The organism is Micromonospora sp. NBC_00421, assembly GCF_036017915.1.
Lineage (GTDB): Bacteria > Actinomycetota > Actinomycetes > Mycobacteriales > Micromonosporaceae > Micromonospora.
The window spans coordinates 484,259-508,483 of the sequence record NZ_CP107929.1 but is presented as its reverse complement, the minus strand read 5'-3'; the positions used below and the strand labels follow the sequence as shown (position 1 = coordinate 508,483).

The window sequence follows — 24,225 nt, the reverse complement described above, 5'->3', positions numbered from 1 at the left end:
CTCCGCTGCGCTGCACTCCTCGCACTCACCGGTCCACCTCGATTTCCAGGCCCGACGGCAGCGGGGCGACCTCGTCGTATGTCCGGTTCTGTTCCCGTTCCTGCTCGGCCTGCTCGTAGGCGGTGACCAGGTCGACGTAGCCGGGCACGGTGGCCAGCAGCTCGGTGTGGGTGCCCCGGGCCAGCACCCGGCCCTGCTCCAGGTAGATCACCTCGTCGGCGAGCGCGATGGTGGCCCGCCGGTACGCCACCACCAGGATCGACGCGGCGGCGTGCTGGCCGGGGGCCGGGGCGCGCAGCCCGGCCAGGATGGCGGCCTCGACCCGGGGGTCGACAGCGCTGGTGGCGTCGTCGAGCACCAGCAGCCGGGGCCGACCGGCCAGCGCGCGGGCCAGGGTGAGCCGTTGCCGCTGGCCGCCGGAGAGCGAGGTGCCCCGCTCACCGACCATGGTGTCGAGCCCGTCGGGGAGGGCGGCGACGAAACCGTCCGCCTCGGCCAGCCGCAGCGCCGCCCAGACGTCCTCGTCGCCGATGCCCGGCCGGTCCAGGCCGATGTTGGCCCGGACCGTGTCGTCGAAGACGAACGGCACCTGGGCGACCAGGGCGGCGGTCGAGGCGAGCGACTCCGCGGTGAGCTGCCGGACGTCCACCCCGTCCAGGGTGACCGTGCCGGCGTCCGGGTCGACCAGCCGGACCGCCAGCGAGGCGATGGTGGACTTGCCGGCGCCGGTCGGGCCGACAAGCGCCACCGTCCGCCCGGCCGGCACGGTGAAAGCGACCTCGCCGAGCACCTGCGTCCCGGGCAGGTGCGCCTCGGCCGGTTCGTACCCGAAGTGGACGCCGTCGAAGGCGAGGGTGGCGGGCGGTCCGTCGCGGTCCAGGGTGACGTCTCCGTAGGGCATCTCGCCGGTGGCGTCGAGCACCCGGCTGACCCGGTCCCAGCCGGCCACGCTGCGCGGCAGCTCGGCCAGCACCCAGCCGATGGCCCGCACCGGGAAGGCCAGCACGGTGAAGAGGAAGGCGACGCTGACCAGCTCGGTGACGCTGATCGCGCCCTGCCGCAGCCGGATCGTGCCGACCACGAGTACGGCCAGGGTGCCGAGGCTGGGCAGCGTCTCCAGCAGCGGGTCGAAGACCCCCCGCAGCCGGCCGACCGAGATCAGCGCGTCCCGCAGCTGCCCGGCACGGCCGGCGAACCGGGCGGTCTCCTGGGCCTCCCGGCCCATGGTCTTGACCACCAGGGCGCCGTCGAAGCTCTCGTGGGCGATGCCGCTGACCTCGGCCCGCAACCGCTGCGCGCGGGCCTGGCGGGGGGCCATCCGGCGGGAGTAGACCACGTTGAGCGCGAACAGGGCGGGGAACACGGCGAGCCCGACCAGGGCGAGCGCCCAGTCGGTGGCGAAGAGCGAACCGACCGCGCCGACCAGCATCACCAGCGTGCCGACCGCGAACGGCAGCGGCGCGATCGGGTACCAGGCCGCCTCGACGTCGGAATTGGCGTTGGACAGCAGGGTGCCTGTGGCGTTGCGGTGGTGCCAGGCCAGCGGCAGCTCCAGGTAGCGGCGGGTGACCTGACGGCGGTAGGCGGCCTGGAGGCGGAACTGCATGTAGCCGGCACCGAGCCGTCGGCCGAAGATGCCCACCACCCGCAGCACGCTGATCCCGAACAGCGCCACCGCGGCCAGGGCCAGTGTCCCCGTACCGACCTCACCGGACTCCACCGCCGGCACCACCACGTCGCCGACGACCGCGCCGACCACGTACGCGCTGACGATCACCAGCCCGCCGAAGAGCACGCTGCCGGCGACCGCCACCGCGAAGATGCGCGGTTGTTCCCGGATCGCCCGGCCGAGGACCGACAGCCCCCGCTGGATGACGTCCCGACTCGTCCCGCTCGCCACGCTCTCCCCCGCCGTAAGCCGCAATTATCTCCCTTATCCTTACCGGTCGCCGCCACCTCTGCCGCCCTGCGTCGTATGTCCACCATCACGTCGCCGCCCCGGCGTGCCGGGCGGCAGCGGGCCACTCGCCGCGCCGACGACGGCCGCCCGACCTACGATCGCTGCATGCCGCGGTACGCCCGATCGGAGCGCGAGGCGCTCGCCGACCTGATGCTGGAAGTGGGCCCGGACGCCCCCACGATCAACGAGGGGTGGACCGCCCGGGACCTCGCCGCCCACCTGGTGGTGCGGGAGCGCCGCCCGGACGCCGCCGGCGGCATCCTGCTGCCGCCCCTGCACGGGTACGCCGAGCGGGTGCGCCTGCGGGTGGCCGCCCGGCCCTGGCCGGAGCTGGTCGGTCAGGTGCGCCGCCCACCGCTGTGGAGCCCGGTCAGCAACCCGCTCGCCGACGAGCTGGCCAACACGATGGAGTTCTTCATCCACCACGAGGACGTCCGGCGGGCCCGGTCGGGGTGGCATCCCCGGGACCTCCCGGCCGGGCTGGCCGCCCGTCTGTGGAAGCCGGTCGCCCTGCTGGCCCGGACCCGGGCCCGACGTTTCCCGGCGAACCTGCTGGTGCAGGCACCCGGCCACGGCGAGGTGACCACCGGTCGGGGTGGCGACCGGGTACGACTGGTCGGTTCCCCCGGCGAGCTGGTGCTGTTCCTCTCCGGCCGGCAACGGGTGGCCCGGGTCCAGCTCGACGGCCCGCCCGCGCTTACCGAACGGCTGCGCACCGCCCCGCTGGGACTCTGACCGGCCGACCGCGCGCACCACTCAGCCGCCTCACAGGTTCGAGGGCTAGCCGATGCCCCCGTGCAGGCAATACCCTTCGGTAACCGCAGAGCGACGTGACCCCCGTCACGTCACCCACCCCCGAAGGCGGCTACCGCGATGGCTCTCGATGTCCCGTACCGCTCCATCCCCGACATGTTCCGCAAGCGGGTGGCCGCGACCCCCGACCGGCACGCCTTCGCCCACCCGGCGGCGGACGACTCCGGGCCGGTCTGGCTGACCTGGGCGCAGGTCGGCCGGCGGGCCGACGCGGTCGCCGCCGGCCTGCACGGGCTCGGGGTCGGGCTGGAGGACCCGGTGGCGATCCTGGCCAACACCCGGCTGGACTGGATCATCGCCGACTTCGGCATCATGTGCGCGGGCGGCGCGACCACCACCGTCTACCCGACCACCGAGCCGCAGGACGCGACGTACATCGTCGCCGACTCCGGCTCCCGGGTGCTGTTCGCCGAGAACCCGGCCCAGGCCGCGAAGATCGCCGGGGCGCAGCTGCCCGCGCTGACCCACGTGGTGCTCTTCGACGGCACCCCCGACCCGGCCGCCGCGGTGCCCCAGCTCACCCTGGCCGAGCTGGAGGAGCAGGGCGCGCGGGCGCTGGCCGCCGATCCCGACCTGATCGCCCGGCTGGTCGCCCCGGTCGGCCCGGAGCACCTGGCCACGCTGATCTACACCTCGGGCACCACCGGCCGGCCGAAGGGGGTCGAGCTGCTGCACGGCGGCTGGTGCTGGGAGGGGGTGGTGCAGGCCGAGACGGGCCTGCTGCGCGACGACGACGTGCAGTACCTGTGGTTGCCGCTGTCCCACTCGTTCGGCAAGACGCTGCTCTGCGGCTCGACGCACGTCGGCCTGCCGACCTACGTCGACGGCCGGGTGGACAGGCTGGTCGACCTGCTCGGGGTGATCCGGCCGACGCTGATGTGCGGGGCGCCCCGGGTCTACGAGAAGGTCTACAACAAGGCGGTCACCACCGCACAGGACGCCGGCGGCGCGAAGGCCAAGATCTTCGCCTGGGCCGTCGCGGTCGGCAAGGAGAAGGTCGCCCTGGAGCAGGCCGGCCGACCGGTCCCGGGCGGCCTCAAACTCAGGTACGCGGTGGCCGAGAAGCTGGTGTTCAGCAAGCTCCAGGCCCGGCTCGGCGGGCGGATCCGGGTGCTCGTCTCCGGCGCGGCCCCGCTGAGCGCGGAGATCGCCACCTTCTTCGCCGCGGCCAACCTGCCCATCTCCGAGGGGTACGGCCTGACCGAGACCAGCGCCGGCAACTTCGTCAACCCGCCCGACGGGTTGCGGATCGGCACCGTCGGCCGGGCGATGGGCGACCTGGAGTGCCGGATCGACACCGACGGCGAGATCCTGGTCCGGGGTCGGCCGGTGATGCGCGGCTACCACAACCTGCCCGAGGAGACCGCCGCCGCGTTCACCGGGGACGGCTTCTTCCGCACCGGCGACATCGGCAGCCTCACCGACGACGGCTACCTGCGCATCACCGACCGGAAGAAGGACCTGGTCAAGACCTCCGGCGGCAAGTACGTCGCGCCGTCACACATCGAGGGCATGTTCAAGGCGATCTGCCCGTACACCTCGCAGGCGATCGTGATCGGTCAGGCCCGCAACTACTGCACCATGCTTGTCAGCCTGGACCCGGACGCGATCCGGGGCTGGGCGGTGGGCGGCCCGCTCGAGGGGCGTGACTACGCCGAGATCGTCGCCTCACCCGAGGCGCGGGCCATGGTCGAGGAACACGTCGCCCAGCTCAACGCCAAGCTCAACCGCTGGGAGACGATCAAGAAGGTCACCGTGCTGCCCCGCGACCTGACCATCGAGGACGGCGAGATGACCCCGTCGCTGAAGATCAAGCGCCGCGGGGTGGAGAGCAACTTCGCCGCCGAGATCGACAGGATGTACGCGGGCAGCCTGGCCGAGATCTGACCGCCGGTGACCGGCCGGCGTCCGTGTCCTCCCGTCCCGGGACACGGCCGCCGGCCGGTCATAGGTGTTCGTGACGCCACCGGCTCTGCTCGGTCTCGGCGGCTTCCTCCTCCTCCAGGGCCAACTGGCGCACCCGGTGCCGACGGCGGCCCTGCCCCCGGGTCTCCACCACGACCAGGGCGACGCAGACCAGGGCCAGCAGGGTCAACGCGCCCACCTCGGGCACCCGGGCCCCCAGCGGGGCGAGCGCGCCCAACGCCAGCACCGCCAGCACCGGCGGCCAGCGCAGCACCCGCACCGCCCGCAGCCCGCAGGCGACGAGGCTGAGCAGATAGAGGCTCACCCCGCCGTAGAGCACCAGCACCCAGTAGCCGCCCAACGGCACTCCCCACTCCGGGGTGCCCGGGTCGGCCACCTCGGCCAGCAGGTCCTTGAGCCCGAGGGCGAAGAAGATCACCCCGGCGACGATCGGCAGGTGCAGGTAGGTGTAGGCGTCCCGGGCCAACCGGGCCCGGGACGCCGGGTCACGGCTGCGGTGCAACGCCTGCTCCAAGGCGAGCGCCAGGGTGTCGAAGTAGGCCCACCACAGCACCGACACGACGACGATGCCGAGCGCCGCCGCGATCACCACCGGCCAGGTCAGCGGCAGACCGGTGACGAAGTTCGGGCCGACCCCCAACGCGATGATCGACTCGCCGAGCGCGATCAGGACCATCAGGGCGTGCCGTTCCGCCCAGTGCCCGGCGGAGACCACCGCCCAGTAGGCCCCGCCCAGGCGCACCCCGGCCACGTACTCCACCAGCAGGGCGACCGTCCAGAGGGTGAGCTGCAGGGCGGTCGCGGTGCCGTCCTCGGCGATCCTCCGCGGCAGCAGCGCGGAGACGATCAGCAACGCCGTGGCGGTCGCCGGCAGCAGCACGAGCCGCCTCCACTGCCGCCACCGGGCCGGGTCGCCCCGGGCCACCACGCCTAGGACGGCCAACTGACAGGCCCGGACCAGGAAGTAGCAGCTGACGAAGACCAGCGGGCCGTTCAGCCCGCCGGGCCGGTCGTTGAACGCCCCGGGCATGGTCAGCGCCAGCAGGAAGGTGGCGGTGAGGGTGAGGAAGCCGACCACCGGCAGCAGCCCCTGGTCGGCGCGGACGATGTTGCCGAGGCCCGCGAACCCGGTCCAGCACCACCACAGCAATCCCAGCACCAGCAGGCAGCGCAGCAGGTTGCTGACGGTGGGCTGTTGCGAGGTCAACGTGGTGACGTTGAAGAAGGCGAAGACGAAGACCAGGTCGTAGAAGAGTTCCAGCCGGGTGGTCCGGGAGCCGGGCGCACCGAGCCGGACACCATGCGACCACCTCCGGCTGCCCACACCGGCAGTCTCCCAGTCGACGCCGGCCGGCCAGGCCGGTTCACTCCGACCGGTCGGCCACTCCCGGCAGGTCGGCCAATCCGGCGGGTCGGCTACTTCGGCGCCGGACGCGGGCGGTGGCCTCGGGCGCGGCGGCGGCCCCGGGCGGAAGCCGGGATCAGGCGATGACGGCCGGTTCCCGCCAGCCTGGGCGGCCGGCGCCCCGGTCGAGGTCGTAACGAATGGCGGCCAGCCGGCCGACCGCCTCCACCAGGTCGGCGACGGGCAGGGTGAAGGGCAGTCGCAGGAAGCGCTCCAGGGTGCCGTCCAGGCCGAACCGGGGGCCGGGAGCCAGCCGTACGCCGACCTCCTCGGCGGCCCGGGCCAGGGCGCTGGAGATCGGGCCGTCCAGCTCGACCCAGAGCGTGACGCCGCCGCGGGGCACGCCGACCCGCCAGTCCGGCAGCCGCTCGGCGAGCACGTCGAGCAGGGCGTCCCGTTGGGTGGCGAGCTGGGTACGGCGGGCCGCGACGATGGCCGGGGCCTGGGCGAGCAGGTGCACCGCCACCAGTTGGTCGAGCACCGGGCTGGCCATGTCCACCCCGACCCGGGCCGCGGCCAGCCGCTGCACCTGCGGGGCTGAGGCGCGTACCCAACCGATCCGCAGGCCACCCCAGTACGGCTTGCTCATCCCCCCGATGGAGATCACCCGGGAGTGCCTGTCGAAGACGGCGACCGGCGGGGGCAGCGGCGTGCCGTCCAGCGGCAGGTCCACGAAGGACTCGTCGACGACCAGGTCGGTGCCGGCGGCGTGCGCGGTGGCGACCAGCCGCTCCCGCAGCTCGGCGGGCATCAGGTGCCCGGTCGGGTTCTGGAACTCGGGGATCAGGTACGCCAGTTTGGGCCGGGTCTGCCGGACGCTGCCCAGCAGCAGGTCGGCGTCCCAGCCGGCACCGTCGACGGCAAGGCCGTGGGTGCTGATCCGGGCCCGCCGGGCGGCCAGCGCGGCGAGCGCGTTCGGGTAGGTGGGTGACTCCACCAGGACGTTCCCGCCGGGCGCGAGGGCCAGCCGCAGCACCAGGTCCAGGGCGTGCTGGGTGCCGCTGGTCACCATGATCTGCTCGGCGCTGGTCGGCAACCCCCGCCCGGTGTACGCCCGGGCGACCGCCTCACGCAGCTCGACGATGCCGGTCGGGTGGTAGCCCGCACCGGACAGGTAGCGCGGCAGGTCCTCCACGGCGGCGCGGGCCGCCGGCACCAGTTCGGGCGGGGCGGACAGCGCGGCCACCCCGAGGTCGATCATGTCGCGGTCGTCCAGCGGGGTCCACAGGCCGGTGCTGGCGACCCGGTGGGTGCCGGGCAGCATGGTCCAGCTCCCCGCGCCGCGCCGACTGGCCAGGTGGCCGGTCTCCCGCAACTGCCGGTACGCGGCGGTGACCGTGGTGCGGCTGATCCGCAGCGCCTCGGCCAGCTCCCGCTCGGCCGGCAGGCGTACCCCCAGGGGGAGGCGACCGTCGGCGAGCAGGCCCCGGACGGCGGCGGCGAGCGCGGCGTAGTCGGGGTTGCGGCGACGGCCCGGCAGGGCGTGCCACTGCCCGAGCAGCCGAGCCAATTGGACCCCTCGCACCTGGCTGGTCACGGCCACCCCTCCAGAATTGGCTCTTCTCTGCGCGGTATTGGACCCTAGGGTGGCATGCATGGCTTCGATTGGCAATCTCCGGCACCGCCCCGCCCGGCGGCTCACCCAGCTCTACGCCGGGCTGGTCCTCTACGGCGTCAGCATGGCCATGATGATCCGCTCCGGGCTCGGCCTGGACCCGTGGGACGTCTTCCACCAGGGGTTGGCCCGGCAGACCGGCCTGTCGTTCGGCACCGTGACCATCGCGGTCGGCGCTGTGGTGCTGCTGCTCTGGATCCCGCTGCGGCAACGCCCCGGGCTCGGCACGGTGAGCAACGTGGTGGTGATCGGCCTGGTGGTGGATGCCACGGTGGCCCTGCTGCCGGCCGGGCTGCCGCTGCCCGCCCGGATCGGCCTGCTGCTCGGCGGCATCGTCGCCAACGGTGCCGCCACCGGCCTCTACCTCGGCGCCCGGCTCGGCCCCGGCCCCCGCGACGGCCTGATGACCGGCTACGTCGCCCGCCGGCCGGGCCCCTCGGTCCGGCTGGTCCGCACCGTCATCGAGGTCACCGTGCTGGCCCTGGGCTGGCTGCTCGGCGGCACGGTGGGCCTCGGCACCGTCGCCTACGCGCTCGGCATCGGCCCGTTGGCCCAGTTCTTCATCCCGCGCTTCGCCGTCCCCGCGGCACCTGGCGCTGCGGAACGGGGCCACCCGGCACCGGCTGCCACCGCACCGGGCCACCCGGCACCGGTCGCCACCGCACCGGGCGAGATGGCACCGGTCGCCGCGGAACCGGGCCCCCGGGCACCGTTCCCGCCGAAACCAGGCTCGGGGCGTCCGGAGGTGACCACGCTGAGCTGCGTTGACACGACAGGGGGAAAGTAGGTGTTTCCTCAACGGACACCTACAGGCATCATTCGTGCATGGGGGAGAACGCGTGGCGCTGGACGGACGCCTGGATCTTCGTGTCACTGGTGATCGCCAGCGGGGCCGGACGGCACCGCCGCGCGGTGGATTCCCGCCGCCCGGAGGGGGTCCGGCTCACTGACGTGCTGTCCACCGCCGACCACCTCAACCAGGCGATACCCGAACGGCTCGACGTGGAGACAGCGGTCCAGCGGCTGGTCGGGGCGGGGCTGGTCACCGTCTCCGACGGTTGGTTCCGGATCACCCCCGACGGGGAGCAGCTCTGGCGTACCCGGCCCCGGGCCGGGGTCGGCGGCACGGTCGACAGCGTCCAGGGGGTGCTCGTCCGGCGACACGCTCCGGGCAGCGCGCAGTGGCACCTGCCCGAGGAGGACCACGCCGCCGCCGTGCAGGAGTACGTGGTCCGGTCGATCCCGGCCCCGCGCCGCTCCCCGGAGGGCCAGACCGGCCGCTGATGCATCGCGCTCGGCGCGCGGATCAGGGTGCCCGGGTGGGCCGGCGGTCCGGATCAGGGTGCCCGGGTGGGCCGGCGGTCCGGATCAGGGGGCCGGGTGAATGGCGGCGCGGATCGTCAGCGGACGGGGTGGCCGGCGGCGCGCAGGGCGTCCTTGACCTCGCCGACGGTCAACTCGCCGAAGTGGAACACGCTGGCGGCGAGCACCGCGTCGGCGCCCGCGCCGATCGCGGGTGGGAAGTGCGCGACCCGGCCGGCCCCGCCGCTGGCGATCACCGGCACGTCGACCACCGCCCGGACCGCCTCGATCAGGGTCAGGTCGAAGCCGGCCTTGGTGCCGTCGGCATCCATCGAATTGAGCAGGATCTCCCCCGCGCCCAACTCGGCCCCACGCGCCGCCCACTCGACCGCGTCGAGCCCGGTGCCCCGGCGGCCACCGTGGGTGGTCACCTCGAAACCGCTGGGGGTGGTGCCGGCGGGGGCCCGCCTGACGTCCAGCGAGAGCACCAGCACCTGCCGGCCGAACCGGTCGGCGATCTCGGCGATCAGCTCGGGGCGGGCGATGGCGGCGGTGTTCACCCCCACCTTGTCGGCTCCGGCCCGCAGCAGGGTGTCCACGTCGGCGACCTGCCGGACGCCGCCGCCGACGGTGAGCGGGATGAAGACGGACTCGGCGGTACGGCGTACCACGTCGAGCATGGTGCCCCGGTCGCTGGAGGACGCGGTGACGTCCAGGAAGGTCAACTCGTCCGCGCCGGCCCGGTCGTACGCCGCCGCCAGCTCCACCGGGTCACCGGCGTCGCGCAGGTCGAGGAAGTTGACCCCCTTGACCACCCGACCGGCGTCCACGTCCAGACACGGGATCACCCGCACCGCCACCGTCATGCCGTGAGCCTATCCAACCCCGGTCACACCGACGACCGCCCCGTGTGTCCGCCCCCGGGAGGCGCCGGTGATCAAGAGGTTTGCGTCAGTTCGATCTTCAAGAATGACGCAAACCTCTTGATCAACACGGTCATCCTGGTCACCACCCGCCGGGGGGTGGGGGTGGGGGGTGGGGGTGGGGGGGTTAGAGGCGGACCAGCATCTTGCCGAGGTTTTCGCCGCGTAGTAGGCCGAGGAACGCCTCGGGGGCGTTGCCGATGCCGTCGACGATCGTCTCGTCGTAGGAGAGCCGGCCCTCGCGCAGCCAGCCGGCCACCTCGGCGACGAACTGCTCGCGCAGGTCGCCGTGGTCGCCGACCAGGAAACCACGCAGGGTCAGCCGCTTGCCGATGACAAGCGCCAGGTTGCGCGGTGCGGCCGGCGGCTCAGCCGAGTTGTACTGCGCGATCATGCCGCAGATGGCGGCCCGACCGTGCAGCTTCATCGCGCCGATGGCGGCCTCCAGGTGCTCGCCACCGACGTTGTCGAAGTAGACGTCGATCCCGTCCGGGGCGGCGGCCTTCAGCGAATCCCGCACCGGGCCGTCGTGGTAGTCGAAGGCGGCGTCGAAGCCGAGCGCCGTCAGCCGCTTCACCTTGGCCGGCGAACCGGCGCTGCCGATCACCCGGCCGGCACCCCGGAGCTTGGCGATCTGGCCGACCATGCTGCCCACCGCGCCGGCCGCGCCGGAGACGAACACGGTCTCCCCCGGCTGCATCGCCGCCACGTCGAGCAGCCCGGCGTACGCGGTCAGCCCGGTCATCCCGAGCACGCTCAGGTAGGCACTCACCGGGGCGGCGGTCGGGTCGACCCGGCGGGCGGACGCACCGTCGAGCAGCGCGTACTCCCGCCAGCCGAGCCCGTGCAGCACGGTGTCGCCGACACTGATCCCGTCGGCACCACCGGCCACCACCTCGCCGATCGCGCCGCCGTCGAGCGGGGCGTCCAGGGCGAACGGCGGCACGTAGGACTTGGCGTCGTTCATCCGGCCGCGCATGTACGGGTCGACCGACATGAACTGGTTGCGGACCACGATCTGCCCCGGACCCGGGGTGGGCACCTCGGTCTCGACGAGGCGGAAGTCGTCTGCGGTCGGCCACCCCTGTGGGCGGGAGGCCAGGTGGATCTCACGGTTGCTGGTCATCCGGTGTCGTCCTCTCGTACGCGATGGTGGTGGGCCGGTGCGGCGCTCAGGCCGCGGCGGCCTCGCGCACGGTGAGCGCCACCTCGATGTTGCCCCGGGTGGCGTTCGAGTACGGGCAGACCTGATGGGCGGCCTCGACCAACTGCTGTGCGGCAGAGCGCTCGACGGCAGGCAGGTCCACCACCAGGGTGACGGCCAGGCCGAAGCCACCGCTGCCGTTCGGGCCGATGCCGACCTCGGCCTCGACGACCGAGCCGGTCACGTCGGCCTTGGCCCGGCGGGCGACCAGGCGCAGCGCGGAGTGGAAGCAGGCCGCGTAGCCGGCGGCGAAGAGCTGCTCGGGGTTGGCCGCGCCGCCCGCGCCGCCCATCTCCTTCGGGATGGCCAGGTCCAGCTCGACCGTGGCGTCGGAGGTGCGGACGTGGCCGTCACGGCCGTCGCCGGTGGCCGTCGCGGAGGCGGTGTAGAGCACCTGCATGGGGATCACTGCTCCTTCTGTCGGTGGATCGTCTCGGTGACGCGGGTGAGGATGTCGCGCAACGCGACGAGTTCGGCCTCGTCGAGGCCGGTGGCACAGGCCACCCGCAGCGGCACGTCGGTCATCCGCTGGCGCAGGGCCGCGCCGTCGGCGGTGAGCCCCACCTCCACCCGGCGTTCGTCGTGCGCGGAGCGGGTGCGGACCACCAGGCCCGCCGCCGCCAACCGCTTGAGCAGCGGGGAGAGCGTGCCGGAGTCGAGCCGCAGCGCCGCCCCCAGCTCGGAGACCGTGGGTGGGTCGTCGCCCCGCTCCCAGAGCACCAGCAGCACCAGGTACTGCGGGTAGGTGAGCCCGAACTCGTCGAGGATGGGCCGGTAGACGTCGGTGAGCGCGCGGGACGCCGCATAGAGGGCGAAGCACACCTGCCGACGCAGCACCAGATTCTCACTCACCCGGAAACTGTAGCCCGCAATTAAATTGTGCACAACTCATCTGGCCGGAGGTGGCCCCCGTCACCCGCCCGGGTCGCCGACCGGAGGACGACGCCGACCGGAGGATCAGGCCGGGGGCAGGTGTGCCTCCAGCTCGATCTCCACCAGGTGGTCGGGGTCGAGCAGGCCGGCGACCACGACCATGGTGGCGGCGGGCCGGATCGCGCCGAAGACGGCGTTGTGCGCCCGGCCGACCTCGTCGGCGAAGAGCCGGTCGGTCACGTACATCCGGGTCCGCACCACGTCGGCGGCGGACGCGCCCACCTCGGCCAGGGCGGCCAGGCCGATCCGCAACGCCTGCGCGGTCTGCGCGGCGGCGTCACCGACGTGCGTCACCACCCCGTCGACCGTGGACGTGCAGCCGGCCGTCCAGGCCGACCGACCGGCCCGGACCACCCGGGAGTAGCCGTACACGGCCTCCCAGGGGCCGCCCGAGCCGAGCCGGGTGACGATCGCGTCGTCACCCGGCAGCAGCTCGACGTCGGTCACCCGGCGGCCCGGAGCGTGGCCAGCGCCTCGGCCACCGTGAACGCGCCCGCGTAGAGCGCCTTGCCGGCGATCACGCCCTCCACGCCTGCCGACTCCAGGGTCGCCAGGGCGCGCAGGTCGTCCAGGGTCGAGACCCCGCCGGAGGCGATCACCGGGGCGTCGGTGCGGGCACACACCTCGCGGAGCAGGTCCAGGTTCGGCCCGCGCATCGTGCCGTCCTTGGTGATGTCGGTCACCACGTACCGGGACGCGCCGGCGGCGTCCAGCCGGGCCAGCACCTCCCACAGGTCACCGCCGTCGCGGGTCCAGCCGCGCGCCGAGAGGGTACGACCCCGCACGTCCAGGCCGATCGCCACCCGGTCGCCGTACTCGGCGCAGATCCGGTCGCACCACTGCGGGTCCTCCAGGGCGGCGGTGCCGATGTTCACCCGGGCCGCCCCGGTGCCGAGCGCGGCCCGCAGCGACGCGTCGTCCCGGATGCCGCCGGAGAGCTCCACCCGCACGTCCAGCTTGCCGACCACCTCGGCGAGGAGGGCGGCGTTGGAGCCCCGGCCGAAGGCCGCGTCCAGGTCGACCAGGTGGATCCACTCCGCGCCGTCGTTCTGCCAGGCCAGCGCCGCGTCCAGCGGATCGCCGTAGGCGGTCTCGCTGCCGGCGGCGCCCTGCACGAGCCGGACGGCCTGGCCGTCGGCGACGTCCACAGCGGGCAACAGGGTCAGGCTCACGTTTCCTACTCCTCGATCAGATCCGACGGTCCAGGGCGATCACCACGATCGCCGGCAGGACCAGCAGCAACAGCACGACAAGCACCAACCGCAGCGCGAGATCGTCGACGAACACCCAGATCAGCGCCAGCGCCGCCGCGGTCAACCCGACGATGGCGGCCCGCTCCCCCCGGCTGCGCCGGGCAAGTCGACCCGTCCGGCCCCGCCGCCACTGCGGGGTGACCCGGCGGACCAGGGCGCGGCGACGCTGCCGACGGGCCAGCTTGCGCTGTCGTACGACGCGGTCGCGGGCCGCCTCCGCCTCCCGGACGGCCCGCCGACGGGCCCGTTCCTTGCTCACCGAGCCCCCGACCCGGTCCGGCTCTCAGTCAACCGTGGCCAGCCAGTTGCGCAGCAGCACGGCACCGGTCTCGGCCGACTTCTCCGGGTGGAACTGGGCGGCCGACAGCGCACCCCACTCCACCGCGGCGACGAAGTCCGTGCCGTGGTGCGCGGTGGTGACCCTGGCCCCCGCCGCGGTCAACGCCGGCTGGTCGAGCACCCCGTAGGAGTGCACGAAGTAGAAGCGGCTGTCGGCGGGCAGCCCGGCGAAGAGCACCGAACCGGCAGGCGGCGTCACCGTGTTCCAGCCCATGTGCGGCAACCGCTCGGCGGGCAGCCGGGTCACCCCGCCCGGCAACAACCCCAGCCCCTTGGTCACCACCCCGTGCTCGTCGCCGTGCGCGAAGAGCACCTGCATGCCCACGCAGATGCCGAGCACCGGCCGACCGGCGGCGACCCGTTCGGCGATCACCGGGCCGGCACCCGACGCCTCGATCCCGGCCATGCAGGCCGCGTACGCCCCGACGCCCGGCACCACCAGCCCGTCGGCCTCGGCGGCGGCGGCAAGGTCGGCGGTGACCGTCACGTCCGCCCCGGCGTGGGCCAGGGCCCGCTCGGCCGAGCGCAGGTTGCCCGAGCCGTAGTCGAGCACCACGATCCGCTTACCGCGCCCGCCCGTGCCGGTGTCGGCTCCGACGACCCGCCCGCCCGTGCCCGTGTCGGCTCCGGCGACCTGCTCGCTCATCAGCCCTCCCCGGGTAGCAGCCAGAGCACGCCGCCGACGGTGGCCAGCACGGCGAGCAGCCCGGTGACCACGATCGCACCGCGCGGCGCGTCCTGCCGGTACAACGACCAGGCCCCGCCGACGAGGATGCCGGCGAGGATCAGCAGCAGGGTCGGCAGCACCGGGCCCATCAGCGCCGCCCTCCGGCCCGGTCCGCCGGGCCACGTCGCAGGGCCGGGCCGGGGCGGGGCGTGCCGGTCACAGCGCGCCCTTGGTGCTGGGCACCACACCGGCGTTGCGCGGGTCGAGCGCGGTGGCCTCCCGCAGCGCCCGGGAGACCGCCTTGAACTGGGCCTCCACCACGTGGTGCGCGTCCGGGTGGCCGCCGGGACGGGCCGCCCGCAGCACGTCCACGTGCAGGGTCACCCGGGCCGACTGGCCGAAGGACTCCCAGATGTGCCGGGTCATGCTGGTCGGGTAGACCGGCCCGATGTACGGGGTCAGCGCCGGCTCGTCGTGCACCACGTACGGGCGGCCGGACAGGTCGACGGCGGCCCGGACGAGCACCTCGTCCATCGGGACGGTGGCCGAGCCGTACCGCCGGATGCCGGCCTTGTCACCGAGCGCCTGGTCGAACGCGGCGCCCAGGGCCAGCGCGGTGTCCTCCATCGTGTGGTGGGCGTCGATCTCCAGGTCACCGACGGTGCGGATGGTCAGGTCGAAGCCGCCGTGCCGGGCGATCTGGTGCAGCATGTGGTCGTAGAAGCCGACCCCGGTGCTGATCTCGGCCTGGCCGGTGCCGTCGAGGTCGATCTCGACGAGGACCTTGGTCTCCTTGGTGATCCGCTCCACCCGGGCGGTGCGACTCATGACAGTTTCTCCATCGCGGTGAGGAAGGCGTCGGTCTCGGCGGGGGTGCCGGCGGTGACCCGCAGCCAGCCGGGGAGGCCGACGTCCCGGACCAGCACCCCGGCGTCGAGCAGGCTCTGCCAGGCCACCGACTGGTCACCGCCGACGGCGAAGAGCACGAAGTTGGCGTCGCTGTCGGCCACCCGGTGCCCCCGGGACCGCAGCGTGCTCACGATCCGGTCCCGCTGCACCTTGATCGCGTCGACGGTGCCGAGCAGGGCGTCGCGGTGCGCCAACGCCGCGCGGGCGGCGGCCTGGGTGAGCGTCGAGAGGTGATAGGGCAGCCGGACCAGCTGCACCGCCGCCACCACCGCCGGATCGGCGACCAGGTAGCCCAGCCGGCCACCGGCGAAGCCGAACGCCTTGCTCATCGTCCGGGTCACCACCAGCCTCGGGTGGCCGGGCAGCAGCGCCAGGGCGTTACCCGTGCCGGGGCGGGCGAACTCGGCGTACGCCTCGTCGACGACCACCATGCCGGGCGTGGCGTCCAGCACGGCGCTGACCACCGCCGGGTCGAGCGCGGTGCCTGTCGGGTTGTTCGGCGAGCAGAGGAAGACCACGTCGGGGCGGTGCGCCCGGACCTCGGCGACCGCCTCGTCGGCGGTCAGCCCGAAGTCCACCCCCCGCTGCGCCGGGACCCACCGGGTGCCGGTGCCCAGGGCCAGCAACGGATGCATCGAGTACGCCGGCACGAAGCCCAGCGCACACCGCCCCGGCCCACCGAACGCCTGGAGCAGCTGCTGCTGGATCTCGTTGGAGCCGTTGGCCGCCCAGACCTGCTCCGCGGTGATCCCGTCGCCCAGGTAGCCGGCCAGGTCGGCGCGGAGCGCCAGCGCGTCGCGGTCCGGGTAACGGTTGAGGTCCCGCAGCTCGGCGGCGAGCGCCTTGCCGATCGCCTCCACCACCGGCTCGGGGAGCGGGTAGGAGTTCTCGTTGGTGTTCAGCCGGACCGCCACGTCGAGCTGCGGCGCACCGTACGGCGAGCGGCCCCGCAGGTCGTCGCGGACGGGCAGGTCGTCCAGGGTGGTCACGACGACTCCCCGACGAAGCGCACCGCGACCGCCTGGCCGTGCGCCGGCAGGTCCTCCACGTTGGCCAGGGTCACCACGTGCGGCGCGACGTCGCGCAGCGCCTCCCGGGTGTACTCCACCAGGTGCACCCCGCGCAGGAAGGACTGCACGGACAGGCCGGACGAGTGCCGGGCGCAGCCCCCGGTGGGCAGCACGTGGTTGGAGCCGGCGCAGTAGTCGCCGAGCGAGACCGGCGCCCAGGCGCCCACGAAGATCGCCCCGGCGTTGCGTACCCGCAGTGCCCACTCGCGGGCGTCCCGGGTCTGGATCTCCAGGTGCTCGGCGGCGTACGCGTCGACCACCCGCAACCCGGCGTCGAGGTCGTCGACCAGCACGATGCCGCTCTGCTCCCCGCCGAGCGCGGTGCCGACCCGCTCGGCGTGCTTGGTGGCCGGCACCTGCCGGGTCAGCTCCCGGTCCACCGCGTCGGCCAGCTCGACCGACGGGGTGACCAGCACGCTGGCCGCCAGCGGGTCGTGCTCGGCCTGGCTGATCAGGTCGGCGGCGACGTGCGCCGGGTCGGCGGTGTCGTCGGCCAGCACGGCGATCTCGGTCGGGCCGGCCTCGGCGTCGATGCCGACCACGCCGCGCAGCAGCCGCTTGGCGGCGGTGACCCAGATGTTGCCCGGCCCGGTGATCATGTCGACCGGCTCGCAGCGCAGGGTGCCCTCGGGGTCCACCGCCGCGCCGTACGCCAGCATGGCGACCGCCTGGGCGCCGCCGACGGCGTACACCTCGTCGACGCCGAGCAGCGCGCAGGCGGCGAGCACCCGGGCGTCCGGCAGGCCCCCGTTGTCCTGCTGCGGCGGGCTGACCACCACCAGCGAGCGGACCCCTGCCGCCTGGGCCGGGACCACGTTCATCACCACGGTCGACGGGTACATCGCCAGCCCGCCGGGGACGTAGAGGCCGACCCGGTCGACAGGCACCCAGCGCTCGGTGACGGTGCCGCCCGGCACGACCTGGGTGGTGTGGTCGGTGCGGCGCTGGTCGTCGTGCACCCGCCGGGCCCGGTCGATCGACTCCAGCAGGGCGGCCCGCACGTCGGGGTCGAGCGTCCCCTCCGCCTCGGTGATCGCCTCGGTCGGCACCCGCAGCACCGGCGGGCTGATGCCGTCGAACCGCTCGCTCGCCTCCCGGATCGCCGGGTACCCATGGTCCCGGACCGCCTCGACGAGCGGGCGGATCCGCTCGACGGCCACGGAGACGTCGAGCTGGGCACGGGGCAGCAGGCGGCGCGGGTCACGGAACCCGCCGCGCAGGTCGATCCGATTCAACACGCTCCCGAGTCTAGGCGGCGGCTCCCGGGGCGACCCGCGCCGCCCGTACCGCGGGACGGTGAGCCGGGACACGCCGACCTCGCGGGATCGGGCTACGCTCGGACGCGTGACCGCACGGCTGCCGGTGTTTCCCCTCGCAACGGTGCTCTTCCCAGGTCTGGTGCTGCCGTTGCACATCTTCGAGGAGCGTTACCGCCACCTGGTGCGGGACCTGGTCGGACGGCCCGAGGGGGTGCCCCGGGAGTTCGGTGTGGTGGCGATCCGTTCCGGCTGGGAGGTCGCCCCGGGCCCGGGGACCACCCCGGGCGGCGGCGAGGTGACCCTGCACGAGGTGGGCTGCACGGCCGAGCTGCGCCAGGTCACCGAGCTGGACGACGGGGGCTTCGACATCGTCACGGTGGGTCGGCGGCGGTTCCGGGTCGTCGACGTCGACCGGGAGGCCGCCCCCTACCTGACCGCCGACGTCGAGTGGCTGCCCGAGCCGACCGGCCCGGACGAGGCCGCGGAGCTACTGGCGGCCCGGGTGATCGCGGTGTTCCGGCAGTACCTGGGGCTGATCCGGGCCGACCCGGAGGAGCTGTCCGAGCAGCTACCGGAGGACCCGACGGTGCTGTCGCACCTGGTCGCGGCCACCGCGGTGCTGACCGTGGCGGACCGGCAGCGGCTGCTCGCCATCGACGACACCGCCGCCCGGCTCCGCGCCGAGCTGCGGCTGCTCAACCGCGAGTCGGCCCTGCTGCGTCAGGTGCGGGCGGTTCCGGTGCCGCTGTCGGAGCTGGCGTCCCCGCCGACCCCCAACTGACCCCGCCCACCCCACCGGGGGCACCGGAGACGCCGGGCCATTCGGGTCCGCCCGGCCATTCGGGTCCGCCGGGCTCCGGCTCCGGGCGCAGCGACGGCCAACGAGACCAGCCGGCCAGCAGGGTGTACGTCACGGCGGCGGCGAACGCCGGCAGCAGCAGGTTGCCGTACGGCACCGGCAGCACCCCGAAGACCCGTTCGATGCCACCGGCCCGCAGGTCTGCCGGCTTGTCGAACGGCGTACCGGCGGGGGCGGTGTCCAGCAGCCGCTGGTAGCCGGCCAGCCCGATCCGGCGGCCCACCTGCCAGGCGACCAGGGCGGCACCGAGCGCGCCGACGGTCAGCGCGGCCAGGTGCGCCGGCCCGCGTCGGCGGCGCAGCAGCGTCCACACCGCGATCGCGGCGAGCACCCCGAAGCCGAGCCCGAGCAGGCTGAACCAGCCGTCGGCGGCGATCGGCTGCTCCGGCTGGGGTTGGGCGTAGACGGCCCCCTCGGCGGTCTTGCGCACCGGGGTGTCCGGAGCCAGCGCCGCCCAGAGCAGCCCCAGCAACGCCCCGAGCGCGGTCAGGCCGCACGCGAGGGCGAACGCCACCGCCGTGGTGTGCCGGGGCCGCGCGTCGGGAGGCTGCGGCAGCCCGGCGTACGGCGGCGGCCACGGCAGGTACGACCCACCCGGGTCGTACCCGGACGCGGCCGCTGTCCCGTCGGCCGGTGGCCCGTCGGCCGCTGTCCCGCCGGCCGGTGGCCCGGTGGTGAGGGCGTCCGGGGTCGGCACGGCACCCGCCGGGGCGTCGGCGGGGCGGTGCGGATCGGGGGTGTCCGGGCTCACCCGATGATCCTCTCAGGCGTAGCGGTGCGGCGGGGCGGCGGAGCCCGTACAGCCGCTCAGCGGGCGAACGGCTCCAGCATCACCGAGGCGGCCCGCAGCCAGGCGGCCCGGGTCTCCGCCTGGAGCTGGTGGTACTCGATCGACGACCCGGTCTCCAGCACCGGGTCGTACGGCACCACCGCGACGGCCCGGGTCCGGGTGGCGAAGTGCCGCTCCAGGTCGTCCTGGAGGGTCGACCGGCCCGGGGTGGGGCAGGAGATCAGGGTGATCGCGTTGTCGGCCAGCTCGCCCATCCCCTCCTCGTGCAGCAGGTCGAGCATCCAGTCGGCGCTGAACGCGGCGTCCTCGCGCGGCACGGTGGTCACCACGAGCTGGTCGGCGGCGTGCATGACGGTGCGCCAGTTGGGGCTCTCCACGTTGTTGCCGGTGTCCACGCAGACCACGTCGTGGGTACGCCGCAGCAGCTCCAGCACCCGCTTGACGGTGAACTGGTCGAGGCGTTGGGCGAACCGGGGGCTCTCCTCCCCGGCCAGCACGTCGTACGAGCCGTCGGAGGCGTGCCGCAGGTAGTCGTCGAGGGACTCCAGCAGCTCGGCGCCGTCCCGGATCTCGATGTGCGCCAGGTCGCTGATCAGGTGCCGGATCGTCCGGGCGTGCCGGGCGCTGCCGGCGCGTAGGCCGAGGGTGCCGCGCAGCTCGTTGTCGTCCCAGGCGAGCACGCCCCGACCCCGGACGCTGCCGACGGTGGCGGCGGCGAGCACCGTGGCGGTGGTCTTGTGCACGCCGCCCTTGGGGTTGGCGAAGGCGAGCACCCGGGGGGTGCCCAGATCGCGGCGGAGGATCCCGGCGGCCCGCTCCTGCTCGTCCTGCGGACCCTGCTGACGCCACTCGATGCGGGCGGGCTCGACCCGGGCCGGCTCCACGCGAGCCGGATAGCCCCGGTCGGCGACCACCGCGGGCGGGTAGGCCGGCTGCTCCGGCTGGTACGCCGGCTCGGCCGGGTAACCGGGCTCGGGGTACGCCGGTTGGGGCGGCTGGTACCCCGGTTCCGGCGGCGCGTAGCCCGGCGCACGGTAGCCGTTGTCCAGCAACGCGTACCGGGACTCGGGGGGTGGCTCGGGCCGGTAGCCGCGGTCCAGCAGCGCGTAGCGGGACGGGACGACAGGTGGCTCCGGCGGGTGGGCCGGCTCCGACGGGTACCCGGGGTCGGCCGCGTACCCGGGGGCCGCCCGGTAACCGGGGTCGACCGGATAGCCGGGATCGGCGCGGTAACCGGGATCGGCTGAGTAGCCGGGAGTCGCGGGGTAACCGGGATCGGCTGAATAGTTGGGGTCCGCCGGATAGCTGGGATCCGCCGGGTAACCGGGGTCGGCCCGGTACGCCGGCTCGACCCGGTAGCTGGCCCCGGCACGGTAACCCGGGTCGGCACCGAAGCCCGGATCTGCACCGTAGGCCGGGTCGGCACCGAAACCCGGGCCGGCACCGTAGCCCGGATCGGCACCGTAGGCCGGGTCGGCGGGCGGGGGCACGGCGGCCGATCCCCGTCCGGACCAGCCGCCACCGGGCGCACGGCCGGCCAGCGACTCGCGGGCCGCGTCCTCGCTGCGGCGGTCCGGTTCCGCCTGTTCGGCGGCCCGTCCGCCGAGGCGGGCGCGCTCGAAGAGCGCCCGCCATCGCGGTGCCGGTTCGGCCGACCGGCCCCAGCCGGTCTCGGTGCCGTCCAAGGCTCGCCCTCCCGCGCCGTCGATCTCCGCCTGACAGGCTACGAACGAAACCCTATTCGGACCACACCGGTCTGCACACATCCCCAGGGAACAATACTTAGGGCAACCGGCCGGACGACCCGCTGCGACGGGAGTCCGGGGAGGTCGGAGCGGGGGTCGGCACCCACCGGTCCGGTCCGGCCACCCTCGGCGACGGTGTCGGGACGGTCACACCGGGTGCCCCTTCCGACGAATCGCCCATCGCGGTACCCGGCTCGCCATCGCGGCGCCCACCGTCGCGGCCGTGTCGGCGGGCGGCCGGGCCACCTCCCGCTGCTCGGGCAGCGGCGGTAGGAACACCGTCCGGTCCAGCCGGGTCACCTCGGGCGCGGGGTCGAGCACCCGGACCCCGCCGCGGCCGGCCAGGGCGCGCAGGGTGGCCGCCTCGGCCCGGACCACCGCCGCATAGACGCAGGCGCAGGCCGACCGGTAGCCGGCCGCCTCCGCCCGGGCGACCTGCGCCCCGGTCTCGTACCCCCGGCGGCTGGTGGGGTCGGTGGTGCCGGCGGCCCGGATCCGCTGGTCGGCGGCCTCCCGGTCCTTGCGGTCGGCGAGGCCGGCCATCCCGGCGGTGACGTCCTGCGGCAGCAGCTGCGCCGGCAGCCGGACCACCTCGGTCTGCCGGCCGGGCAGCGGCACCCGGACCACCACCGCCGCGACCTCGACGTCGGCCAGCAGCACCGGCAGCCGGTCCGGCGCGAGGTAGCTGTCGAAGCTCACCAGCGCGTACGCCCCGGCGGTCAGCGCGGCGAGTTCGGCCCGGCTGGCGATGGCGTAGCCGGGCAGCGAGTCACCCGGCAGCACCCCGACCCGGGTGACCTGCCCGACCGTGCGGTCGCCGACCGGTGCGGGCCGGCGGGCCAGCCAGCCGACGGTGAGCAGCACCGCGCCGACGGCGAGCACCGCTGCGGTGACCAGCCACCGCGCCTGCCGGGACGGGTCGACGGGCGGGTCGGTGGTCACCGGGTCGACGGTCTCCGGGTCGGTGCCCGGCCCGGAGACACCGCCCGACGGATCGTGCCGCACCGGGTCAGTCGCGCAGGATCGTCAGCGCGCGGGCCAGGTCGTCCGGGTATTCGCTGACGAAGGTGACATCGTCGCCGGTACGCGGGTGCGCGAAGGTCAACGACCGGGCGTGCAGCCACTGTCGGCGCAGTTCGAGCCGGGCCGACAGGGTCGGGTCGGCGCCGTAGGTGAGATCGCCGACGCACGGGTGCCGCAGGGTCGAGAAGTGCACCCGGATCTGGTGGGTACGCCCCGTCTCCAGCCGGACGTCGAGCAGGCTGGCCGCCGGGAACGCCTCGATCGTGTCGTAGTGGGTGATGCTCGGCTTGCCGTCGGAGACCACCGCCCAGCGGTAGTCGTGGTGCGGGTGCCTGTCGATCGGGGCGTCGATGGTGCCGCGCGACGGGTCGGGGTGCCCCTGGACCACCGCGTGGTAACGCTTCTCCACCTCGCGGTACTTGAACGCCCGCTTCAGCGCGGTGTACGCCTGCTCGCTCTTGGCCACCGCCATGATCCCGGTGGTGCCCACGTCCAACCGGTGCACCACGCCCTGCCGCTCGGCGGCCCCGCTGGTGGAGATCCGGTGGCCGATCGCGGCGAGGCCACCGATCACGGTCGGGCCGGTCCAGCCGGGGCTGGGATGGGCCGCCACCCCGACCGGCTTGTCGACCACCACGATGTCGTCGTCGGCGTAGACCACGGTCAGCCCGGGGACCGCCTGCGGCACCACGGTCGGCGGGGCGACCGGGGCGGGCAGCGTCACCTCCAGCCAGGAACCGGCCTTGACCTTGTGCGAGTTCTGCCGGGCCGCGCCGTCGACGAGCGCGTCACCGGCGTCGACGAGCGCGGCGGCGGCGGTGCGGGACAGGCCGAAGAGCCGGGACACCGCCTGGTCCAGCCGCATCCCGTCGAGGCCGTCCGGGACGGGCAGCGAACGGTGGTCGCCGCCCGCGGCGAAGGTGGAGGTCATGCCCGCTCCCTCGGCTCGACATCGGTCGGGTCCGACCCGGCGGCGACCGGGCCGCCGCCGGACGTCGACCCGGCGGACACCTCGTCACCCCTGCCGCCGACCCGCCGCCCGTCGCGCTGGCGACCGGTCAGTTCCAGCAGCACGGCCAGCAGCACCCCGGCGACCAGGCAGCTGTCGGCCAGGTTGAACACCGGCCACACCTGGCCGTACGGGTCGAAGAGGCTGACCATGTCCACCACGTGACCGACGAAGTGGCCGGGGGCCCGGAAGATCCGGTCGGTGAGGTTGCCCAGCGCGCCACCCAGCACCAGGCCGAGGGAGACCGCCCAGGGCAGCGAGCGCAACCGCAGCGCCATCCAGCCGATCCAGCCGACCACCCCGATGGTGATCAGCGGGAACACCCAGGTGTGGCCGGCGCCGATGCTCCACGCCGCCCCGCTGTTGCGGGTGAGGGTGAGGTAGACCGCCCCGCCGAGCAGGCGGACCGGCCCCCGGTCGTCGAGCAGTTGCAGGGCGAGGTGCTTGGTGAGCAGATCCGTCAGCAGCGCGACCGACGCGATGCTGACGAGGACCACGACCGCCCTGCGGCGGGGCGTGCCGCCACCCGGCTCGGTGGTGCCGGATCCGGCGGTCGTTGCTGTGGTCATCGACTCCCCATCGACTGTCCGGACGGCGCGGTCCGCCGTCTCGCGAGGTCACCGGGGAGTGGACGTCAGCGCCGCTCCGCCAGCTGCTTGCAGGTCACGCAGAGGGTCGCCGACGGGAAGGCGGCGAGCCGCTCCACCGGGATCGGGTTCCCGCACCGCTCGCACCATCCGTAGCCGCCCTCGTCGAGCCGCTCCAGAGCGCGCTCGACCTGGGTGATCCGTTCCCGGATGCTGTTGGCGAGGGAGATCTCCTGCTCGCGCTCGAACGTCTTGGTGCCGGTGTCGGCCTGGTCGTCCCCGGCCGAGTCGGTCAACCGGTCGCGCTGCAGCTCGGTGATCTCGCTCAGCGTCTGATCGTACTCGGCACGCAGCTCGTCCCGTCGGGCCGCCAGGGCCGCCCGGATCTTCTCGGTCTCCGCCGCGCTGCGGGTCGCCTTCGGAGTGGCCTTCGCCGCTGGTTTACGACCGGCGGTCCTGGTGTCGGCTGGCTTCGCCATCGTCAGCTCCCTCAGCCGCGGGACGCGGCGGTCGGCGGTGCCCGGACAGGGTCCGCCGACGTGGCGTACCCAGGTAACAAAACGGGCGCACGGCAACGGTGGCCGCGCACTCCGGAGGTTGGCAAGAATACGGAACGTACAGGCGTCCGACAACG

Annotated in this window: 26 protein-coding genes; 5 read left to right on the top strand and 21 right to left on the bottom strand. The window is 74.2% G+C overall.

Annotation, left to right across the window (positions count from 1 at the left end):
• Window positions 1–25 precede the first annotated feature (25 nt).
• Entirely contained in the window at window positions 26–1,900 is a 1,875-nt protein-coding gene (locus OHQ87_RS02270) for an ABC transporter ATP-binding protein (RefSeq protein WP_328344457.1), read from the bottom strand.
• Window positions 1,901–2,065: 165 nt separating this feature from the next.
• Here OHQ87_RS02270 and OHQ87_RS02265 point away from each other — a divergent pair, with 165 nt between their 5' ends.
• Both OHQ87_RS02265 and OHQ87_RS02260 read left to right on the top strand, forming a co-directional pair.
• Complete coding sequence (locus tag OHQ87_RS02265) at window positions 2,066–2,695, top strand: TIGR03085 family metal-binding protein (protein ID WP_328344455.1); 630 nt, start codon at window positions 2,066–2,068, stop codon at window positions 2,693–2,695.
• Window positions 2,696–2,833: 138 nt separating this feature from the next.
• A complete protein-coding gene (locus OHQ87_RS02260) occupies window positions 2,834–4,660 on the top strand; it encodes an AMP-dependent synthetase/ligase (protein ID WP_328344453.1) in 1,827 nt (608 codons plus the stop codon).
• Between the two features lie 58 nt (window positions 4,661–4,718).
• Here the strand turns inward: OHQ87_RS02260 and OHQ87_RS02255 are convergent, their stop codons facing one another.
• Both OHQ87_RS02255 and yczR read right to left on the bottom strand, forming a co-directional pair.
• On the bottom strand, window positions 4,719–6,023 hold the full coding sequence (locus OHQ87_RS02255) for a low temperature requirement protein A (protein WP_328344451.1): 1,305 nt from the start codon (window positions 6,021–6,023) through the stop codon (window positions 4,719–4,721).
• Window positions 6,024–6,180: 157 nt separating this feature from the next.
• Window positions 6,181–7,641: a MocR-like transcription factor YczR gene (gene yczR, locus OHQ87_RS02250; protein ID WP_328344449.1), complete on the bottom strand. Its 1,461-nt coding sequence runs from the start codon at window positions 7,639–7,641 to the stop codon at window positions 6,181–6,183.
• A 58-nt stretch (window positions 7,642–7,699) separates the two neighbouring features.
• On the opposite strand from yczR, the gene yczE reads away from it, so the two are divergent.
• Together yczE and OHQ87_RS02240 are read left to right on the top strand one after the other, a co-directional pair.
• Complete coding sequence (gene yczE / locus OHQ87_RS02245; RefSeq protein ID WP_442930652.1) at window positions 7,700–8,506, top strand: membrane protein YczE; 807 nt, start codon at window positions 7,700–7,702, stop codon at window positions 8,504–8,506.
• A gap of 38 nt (window positions 8,507–8,544) precedes the next feature.
• Window positions 8,545–9,003 carry a hypothetical protein gene (locus OHQ87_RS02240; RefSeq protein ID WP_328344447.1) on the top strand — a complete coding sequence of 153 codons (459 nt, stop codon included), beginning with the start codon at window positions 8,545–8,547 and terminating at the stop codon, window positions 9,001–9,003.
• A gap of 116 nt (window positions 9,004–9,119) precedes the next feature.
• Here OHQ87_RS02240 and hisF read toward each other — a convergent pair whose 3' ends face one another.
• From hisF to hisD, 12 genes are all read right to left on the bottom strand, one after another.
• The gene (gene hisF / locus OHQ87_RS02235; RefSeq protein ID WP_328344445.1) at window positions 9,120–9,887 is read right to left on the bottom strand and encodes an imidazole glycerol phosphate synthase subunit HisF; all 768 of its coding nucleotides are present in this window, start codon (window positions 9,885–9,887) and stop codon (window positions 9,120–9,122) included.
• Between the two features lie 184 nt (window positions 9,888–10,071).
• Window positions 10,072–11,070 (bottom strand): NADP-dependent oxidoreductase, encoded by a 999-nt coding sequence (locus OHQ87_RS02230; RefSeq protein WP_328344443.1) that lies wholly within the window; start codon window positions 11,068–11,070, stop codon window positions 10,072–10,074.
• Window positions 11,071–11,116: 46 nt separating this feature from the next.
• Window positions 11,117–11,548: an organic hydroperoxide resistance protein gene (locus OHQ87_RS02225; RefSeq protein ID WP_328348719.1), complete on the bottom strand. Its 432-nt coding sequence runs from the start codon at window positions 11,546–11,548 to the stop codon at window positions 11,117–11,119.
• Window positions 11,549–11,553: 5 nt separating this feature from the next.
• The gene (locus tag OHQ87_RS02220; RefSeq protein WP_328344442.1) at window positions 11,554–12,000 is read right to left on the bottom strand and encodes a MarR family winged helix-turn-helix transcriptional regulator; all 447 of its coding nucleotides are present in this window, start codon (window positions 11,998–12,000) and stop codon (window positions 11,554–11,556) included.
• Between the two features lie 105 nt (window positions 12,001–12,105).
• A complete protein-coding gene (locus tag OHQ87_RS02215) occupies window positions 12,106–12,528 on the bottom strand; it encodes a RidA family protein (protein WP_328344440.1) in 423 nt (140 codons plus the stop codon).
• Window positions 12,525–13,253 (bottom strand): bifunctional 1-(5-phosphoribosyl)-5-((5-phosphoribosylamino)methylideneamino)imidazole-4-carboxamide isomerase/phosphoribosylanthranilate isomerase PriA, encoded by a 729-nt coding sequence (gene priA, locus OHQ87_RS02210; protein WP_328344438.1) that lies wholly within the window; start codon window positions 13,251–13,253, stop codon window positions 12,525–12,527. The genes OHQ87_RS02215 and priA overlap by 4 nt, the downstream gene beginning before the upstream one ends.
• 16 nt (window positions 13,254–13,269) lie before the next feature.
• Window positions 13,270–13,593 carry a hypothetical protein gene (locus OHQ87_RS02205; RefSeq protein ID WP_067301738.1) on the bottom strand — a complete coding sequence of 108 codons (324 nt, stop codon included), beginning with the start codon at window positions 13,591–13,593 and terminating at the stop codon, window positions 13,270–13,272.
• Between the two features lie 24 nt (window positions 13,594–13,617).
• Window positions 13,618–14,229, bottom strand: coding sequence for an imidazole glycerol phosphate synthase subunit HisH (gene hisH / locus OHQ87_RS02200; RefSeq protein ID WP_328348718.1), 612 nt, complete (start codon window positions 14,227–14,229; stop codon window positions 13,618–13,620).
• Between the two features lie 89 nt (window positions 14,230–14,318).
• Window positions 14,319–14,489 (bottom strand): hypothetical protein, encoded by a 171-nt coding sequence (locus tag OHQ87_RS02195; protein ID WP_168222542.1) that lies wholly within the window; start codon window positions 14,487–14,489, stop codon window positions 14,319–14,321.
• A gap of 67 nt (window positions 14,490–14,556) precedes the next feature.
• Window positions 14,557–15,168 (bottom strand): imidazoleglycerol-phosphate dehydratase HisB, encoded by a 612-nt coding sequence (gene hisB, locus OHQ87_RS02190; RefSeq protein WP_328344435.1) that lies wholly within the window; start codon window positions 15,166–15,168, stop codon window positions 14,557–14,559.
• Window positions 15,165–16,238: a histidinol-phosphate transaminase gene (locus OHQ87_RS02185; protein ID WP_328344433.1), complete on the bottom strand. Its 1,074-nt coding sequence runs from the start codon at window positions 16,236–16,238 to the stop codon at window positions 15,165–15,167. Before OHQ87_RS02185 ends, hisB begins: the two co-directional genes overlap by 4 nt.
• A complete protein-coding gene (gene hisD, locus OHQ87_RS02180) occupies window positions 16,235–17,557 on the bottom strand; it encodes a histidinol dehydrogenase (RefSeq protein ID WP_328344431.1) in 1,323 nt (440 codons plus the stop codon). The genes OHQ87_RS02185 and hisD overlap by 4 nt, the downstream gene beginning before the upstream one ends.
• 106 nt (window positions 17,558–17,663) lie before the next feature.
• On the opposite strand from hisD, the gene OHQ87_RS02175 reads away from it, so the two are divergent.
• Window positions 17,664–18,359: an LON peptidase substrate-binding domain-containing protein gene (locus OHQ87_RS02175; protein WP_328344429.1), complete on the top strand. Its 696-nt coding sequence runs from the start codon at window positions 17,664–17,666 to the stop codon at window positions 18,357–18,359.
• Here OHQ87_RS02175 and OHQ87_RS02170 read toward each other — a convergent pair.
• The 6 genes from OHQ87_RS02170 to OHQ87_RS02145 form a co-directional block, all read right to left on the bottom strand.
• Window positions 18,274–19,188: a DUF2567 domain-containing protein gene (locus OHQ87_RS02170; RefSeq protein ID WP_442930651.1), complete on the bottom strand. Its 915-nt coding sequence runs from the start codon at window positions 19,186–19,188 to the stop codon at window positions 18,274–18,276. The genes OHQ87_RS02175 and OHQ87_RS02170 overlap by 86 nt on opposite strands.
• 56 nt (window positions 19,189–19,244) lie before the next feature.
• Window positions 19,245–20,912, bottom strand: coding sequence for a MinD/ParA family ATP-binding protein (locus OHQ87_RS02165; protein WP_328344428.1), 1,668 nt, complete (start codon window positions 20,910–20,912; stop codon window positions 19,245–19,247).
• Between the two features lie 207 nt (window positions 20,913–21,119).
• Window positions 21,120–21,977, bottom strand: coding sequence for a hypothetical protein (locus OHQ87_RS02160; protein ID WP_328344427.1), 858 nt, complete (start codon window positions 21,975–21,977; stop codon window positions 21,120–21,122).
• A 4-nt stretch (window positions 21,978–21,981) separates the two neighbouring features.
• Window positions 21,982–22,926, bottom strand: a complete 945-nt coding sequence (locus tag OHQ87_RS02155) for an RluA family pseudouridine synthase (protein ID WP_328344425.1) — start codon at window positions 22,924–22,926, stop codon at window positions 21,982–21,984.
• The gene (gene lspA, locus OHQ87_RS02150; RefSeq protein ID WP_328344423.1) at window positions 22,923–23,573 is read right to left on the bottom strand and encodes a signal peptidase II; all 651 of its coding nucleotides are present in this window, start codon (window positions 23,571–23,573) and stop codon (window positions 22,923–22,925) included. The genes OHQ87_RS02155 and lspA overlap by 4 nt, the downstream gene beginning before the upstream one ends.
• A 65-nt stretch (window positions 23,574–23,638) precedes the next feature.
• Window positions 23,639–24,070, bottom strand: coding sequence for a TraR/DksA family transcriptional regulator (locus OHQ87_RS02145; RefSeq protein ID WP_328344421.1), 432 nt, complete (start codon window positions 24,068–24,070; stop codon window positions 23,639–23,641).
• Window positions 24,071–24,225: the final 155 nt, after the last annotated feature.

Excerpts from the sequence above, each read along its gene's own strand:
- OHQ87_RS02265 (WP_328344455.1), top strand. The coding sequence starts at position 2,066 with ATGCCGCGGTACGCCCGATCGGAGCGCGAGGCGCTCGCCGACCTGATG.
- OHQ87_RS02260 (WP_328344453.1), top strand. The coding sequence starts at position 2,834 with ATGGCTCTCGATGTCCCGTACCGCTCCATCCCCGACATGTTCCGCAAG.
- yczE (WP_442930652.1), top strand. The coding sequence starts at position 7,700 with ATGGCTTCGATTGGCAATCTCCGGCACCGCCCCGCCCGGCGGCTCACC.
- OHQ87_RS02240 (WP_328344447.1), top strand. The coding sequence starts at position 8,545 with ATGGGGGAGAACGCGTGGCGCTGGACGGACGCCTGGATCTTCGTGTCA.
- hisF (WP_328344445.1), bottom strand. The coding sequence starts at position 9,887 with ATGACGGTGGCGGTGCGGGTGATCCCGTGTCTGGACGTGGACGCCGGT.
- OHQ87_RS02230 (WP_328344443.1), bottom strand. The coding sequence starts at position 11,070 with ATGACCAGCAACCGTGAGATCCACCTGGCCTCCCGCCCACAGGGGTGG.
- OHQ87_RS02225 (WP_328348719.1), bottom strand. The coding sequence starts at position 11,548 with ATGCAGGTGCTCTACACCGCCTCCGCGACGGCCACCGGCGACGGCCGT.
- OHQ87_RS02195 (WP_168222542.1), bottom strand. The coding sequence starts at position 14,489 with ATGGGCCCGGTGCTGCCGACCCTGCTGCTGATCCTCGCCGGCATCCTC.
- hisB (WP_328344435.1), bottom strand. The coding sequence starts at position 15,168 with ATGAGTCGCACCGCCCGGGTGGAGCGGATCACCAAGGAGACCAAGGTC.
- OHQ87_RS02155 (WP_328344425.1), bottom strand. The coding sequence starts at position 22,926 with ATGACCTCCACCTTCGCCGCGGGCGGCGACCACCGTTCGCTGCCCGTC.
- lspA (WP_328344423.1), bottom strand. The coding sequence starts at position 23,573 with ATGACCACAGCAACGACCGCCGGATCCGGCACCACCGAGCCGGGTGGC.
- OHQ87_RS02145 (WP_328344421.1), bottom strand. The coding sequence starts at position 24,070 with ATGGCGAAGCCAGCCGACACCAGGACCGCCGGTCGTAAACCAGCGGCG.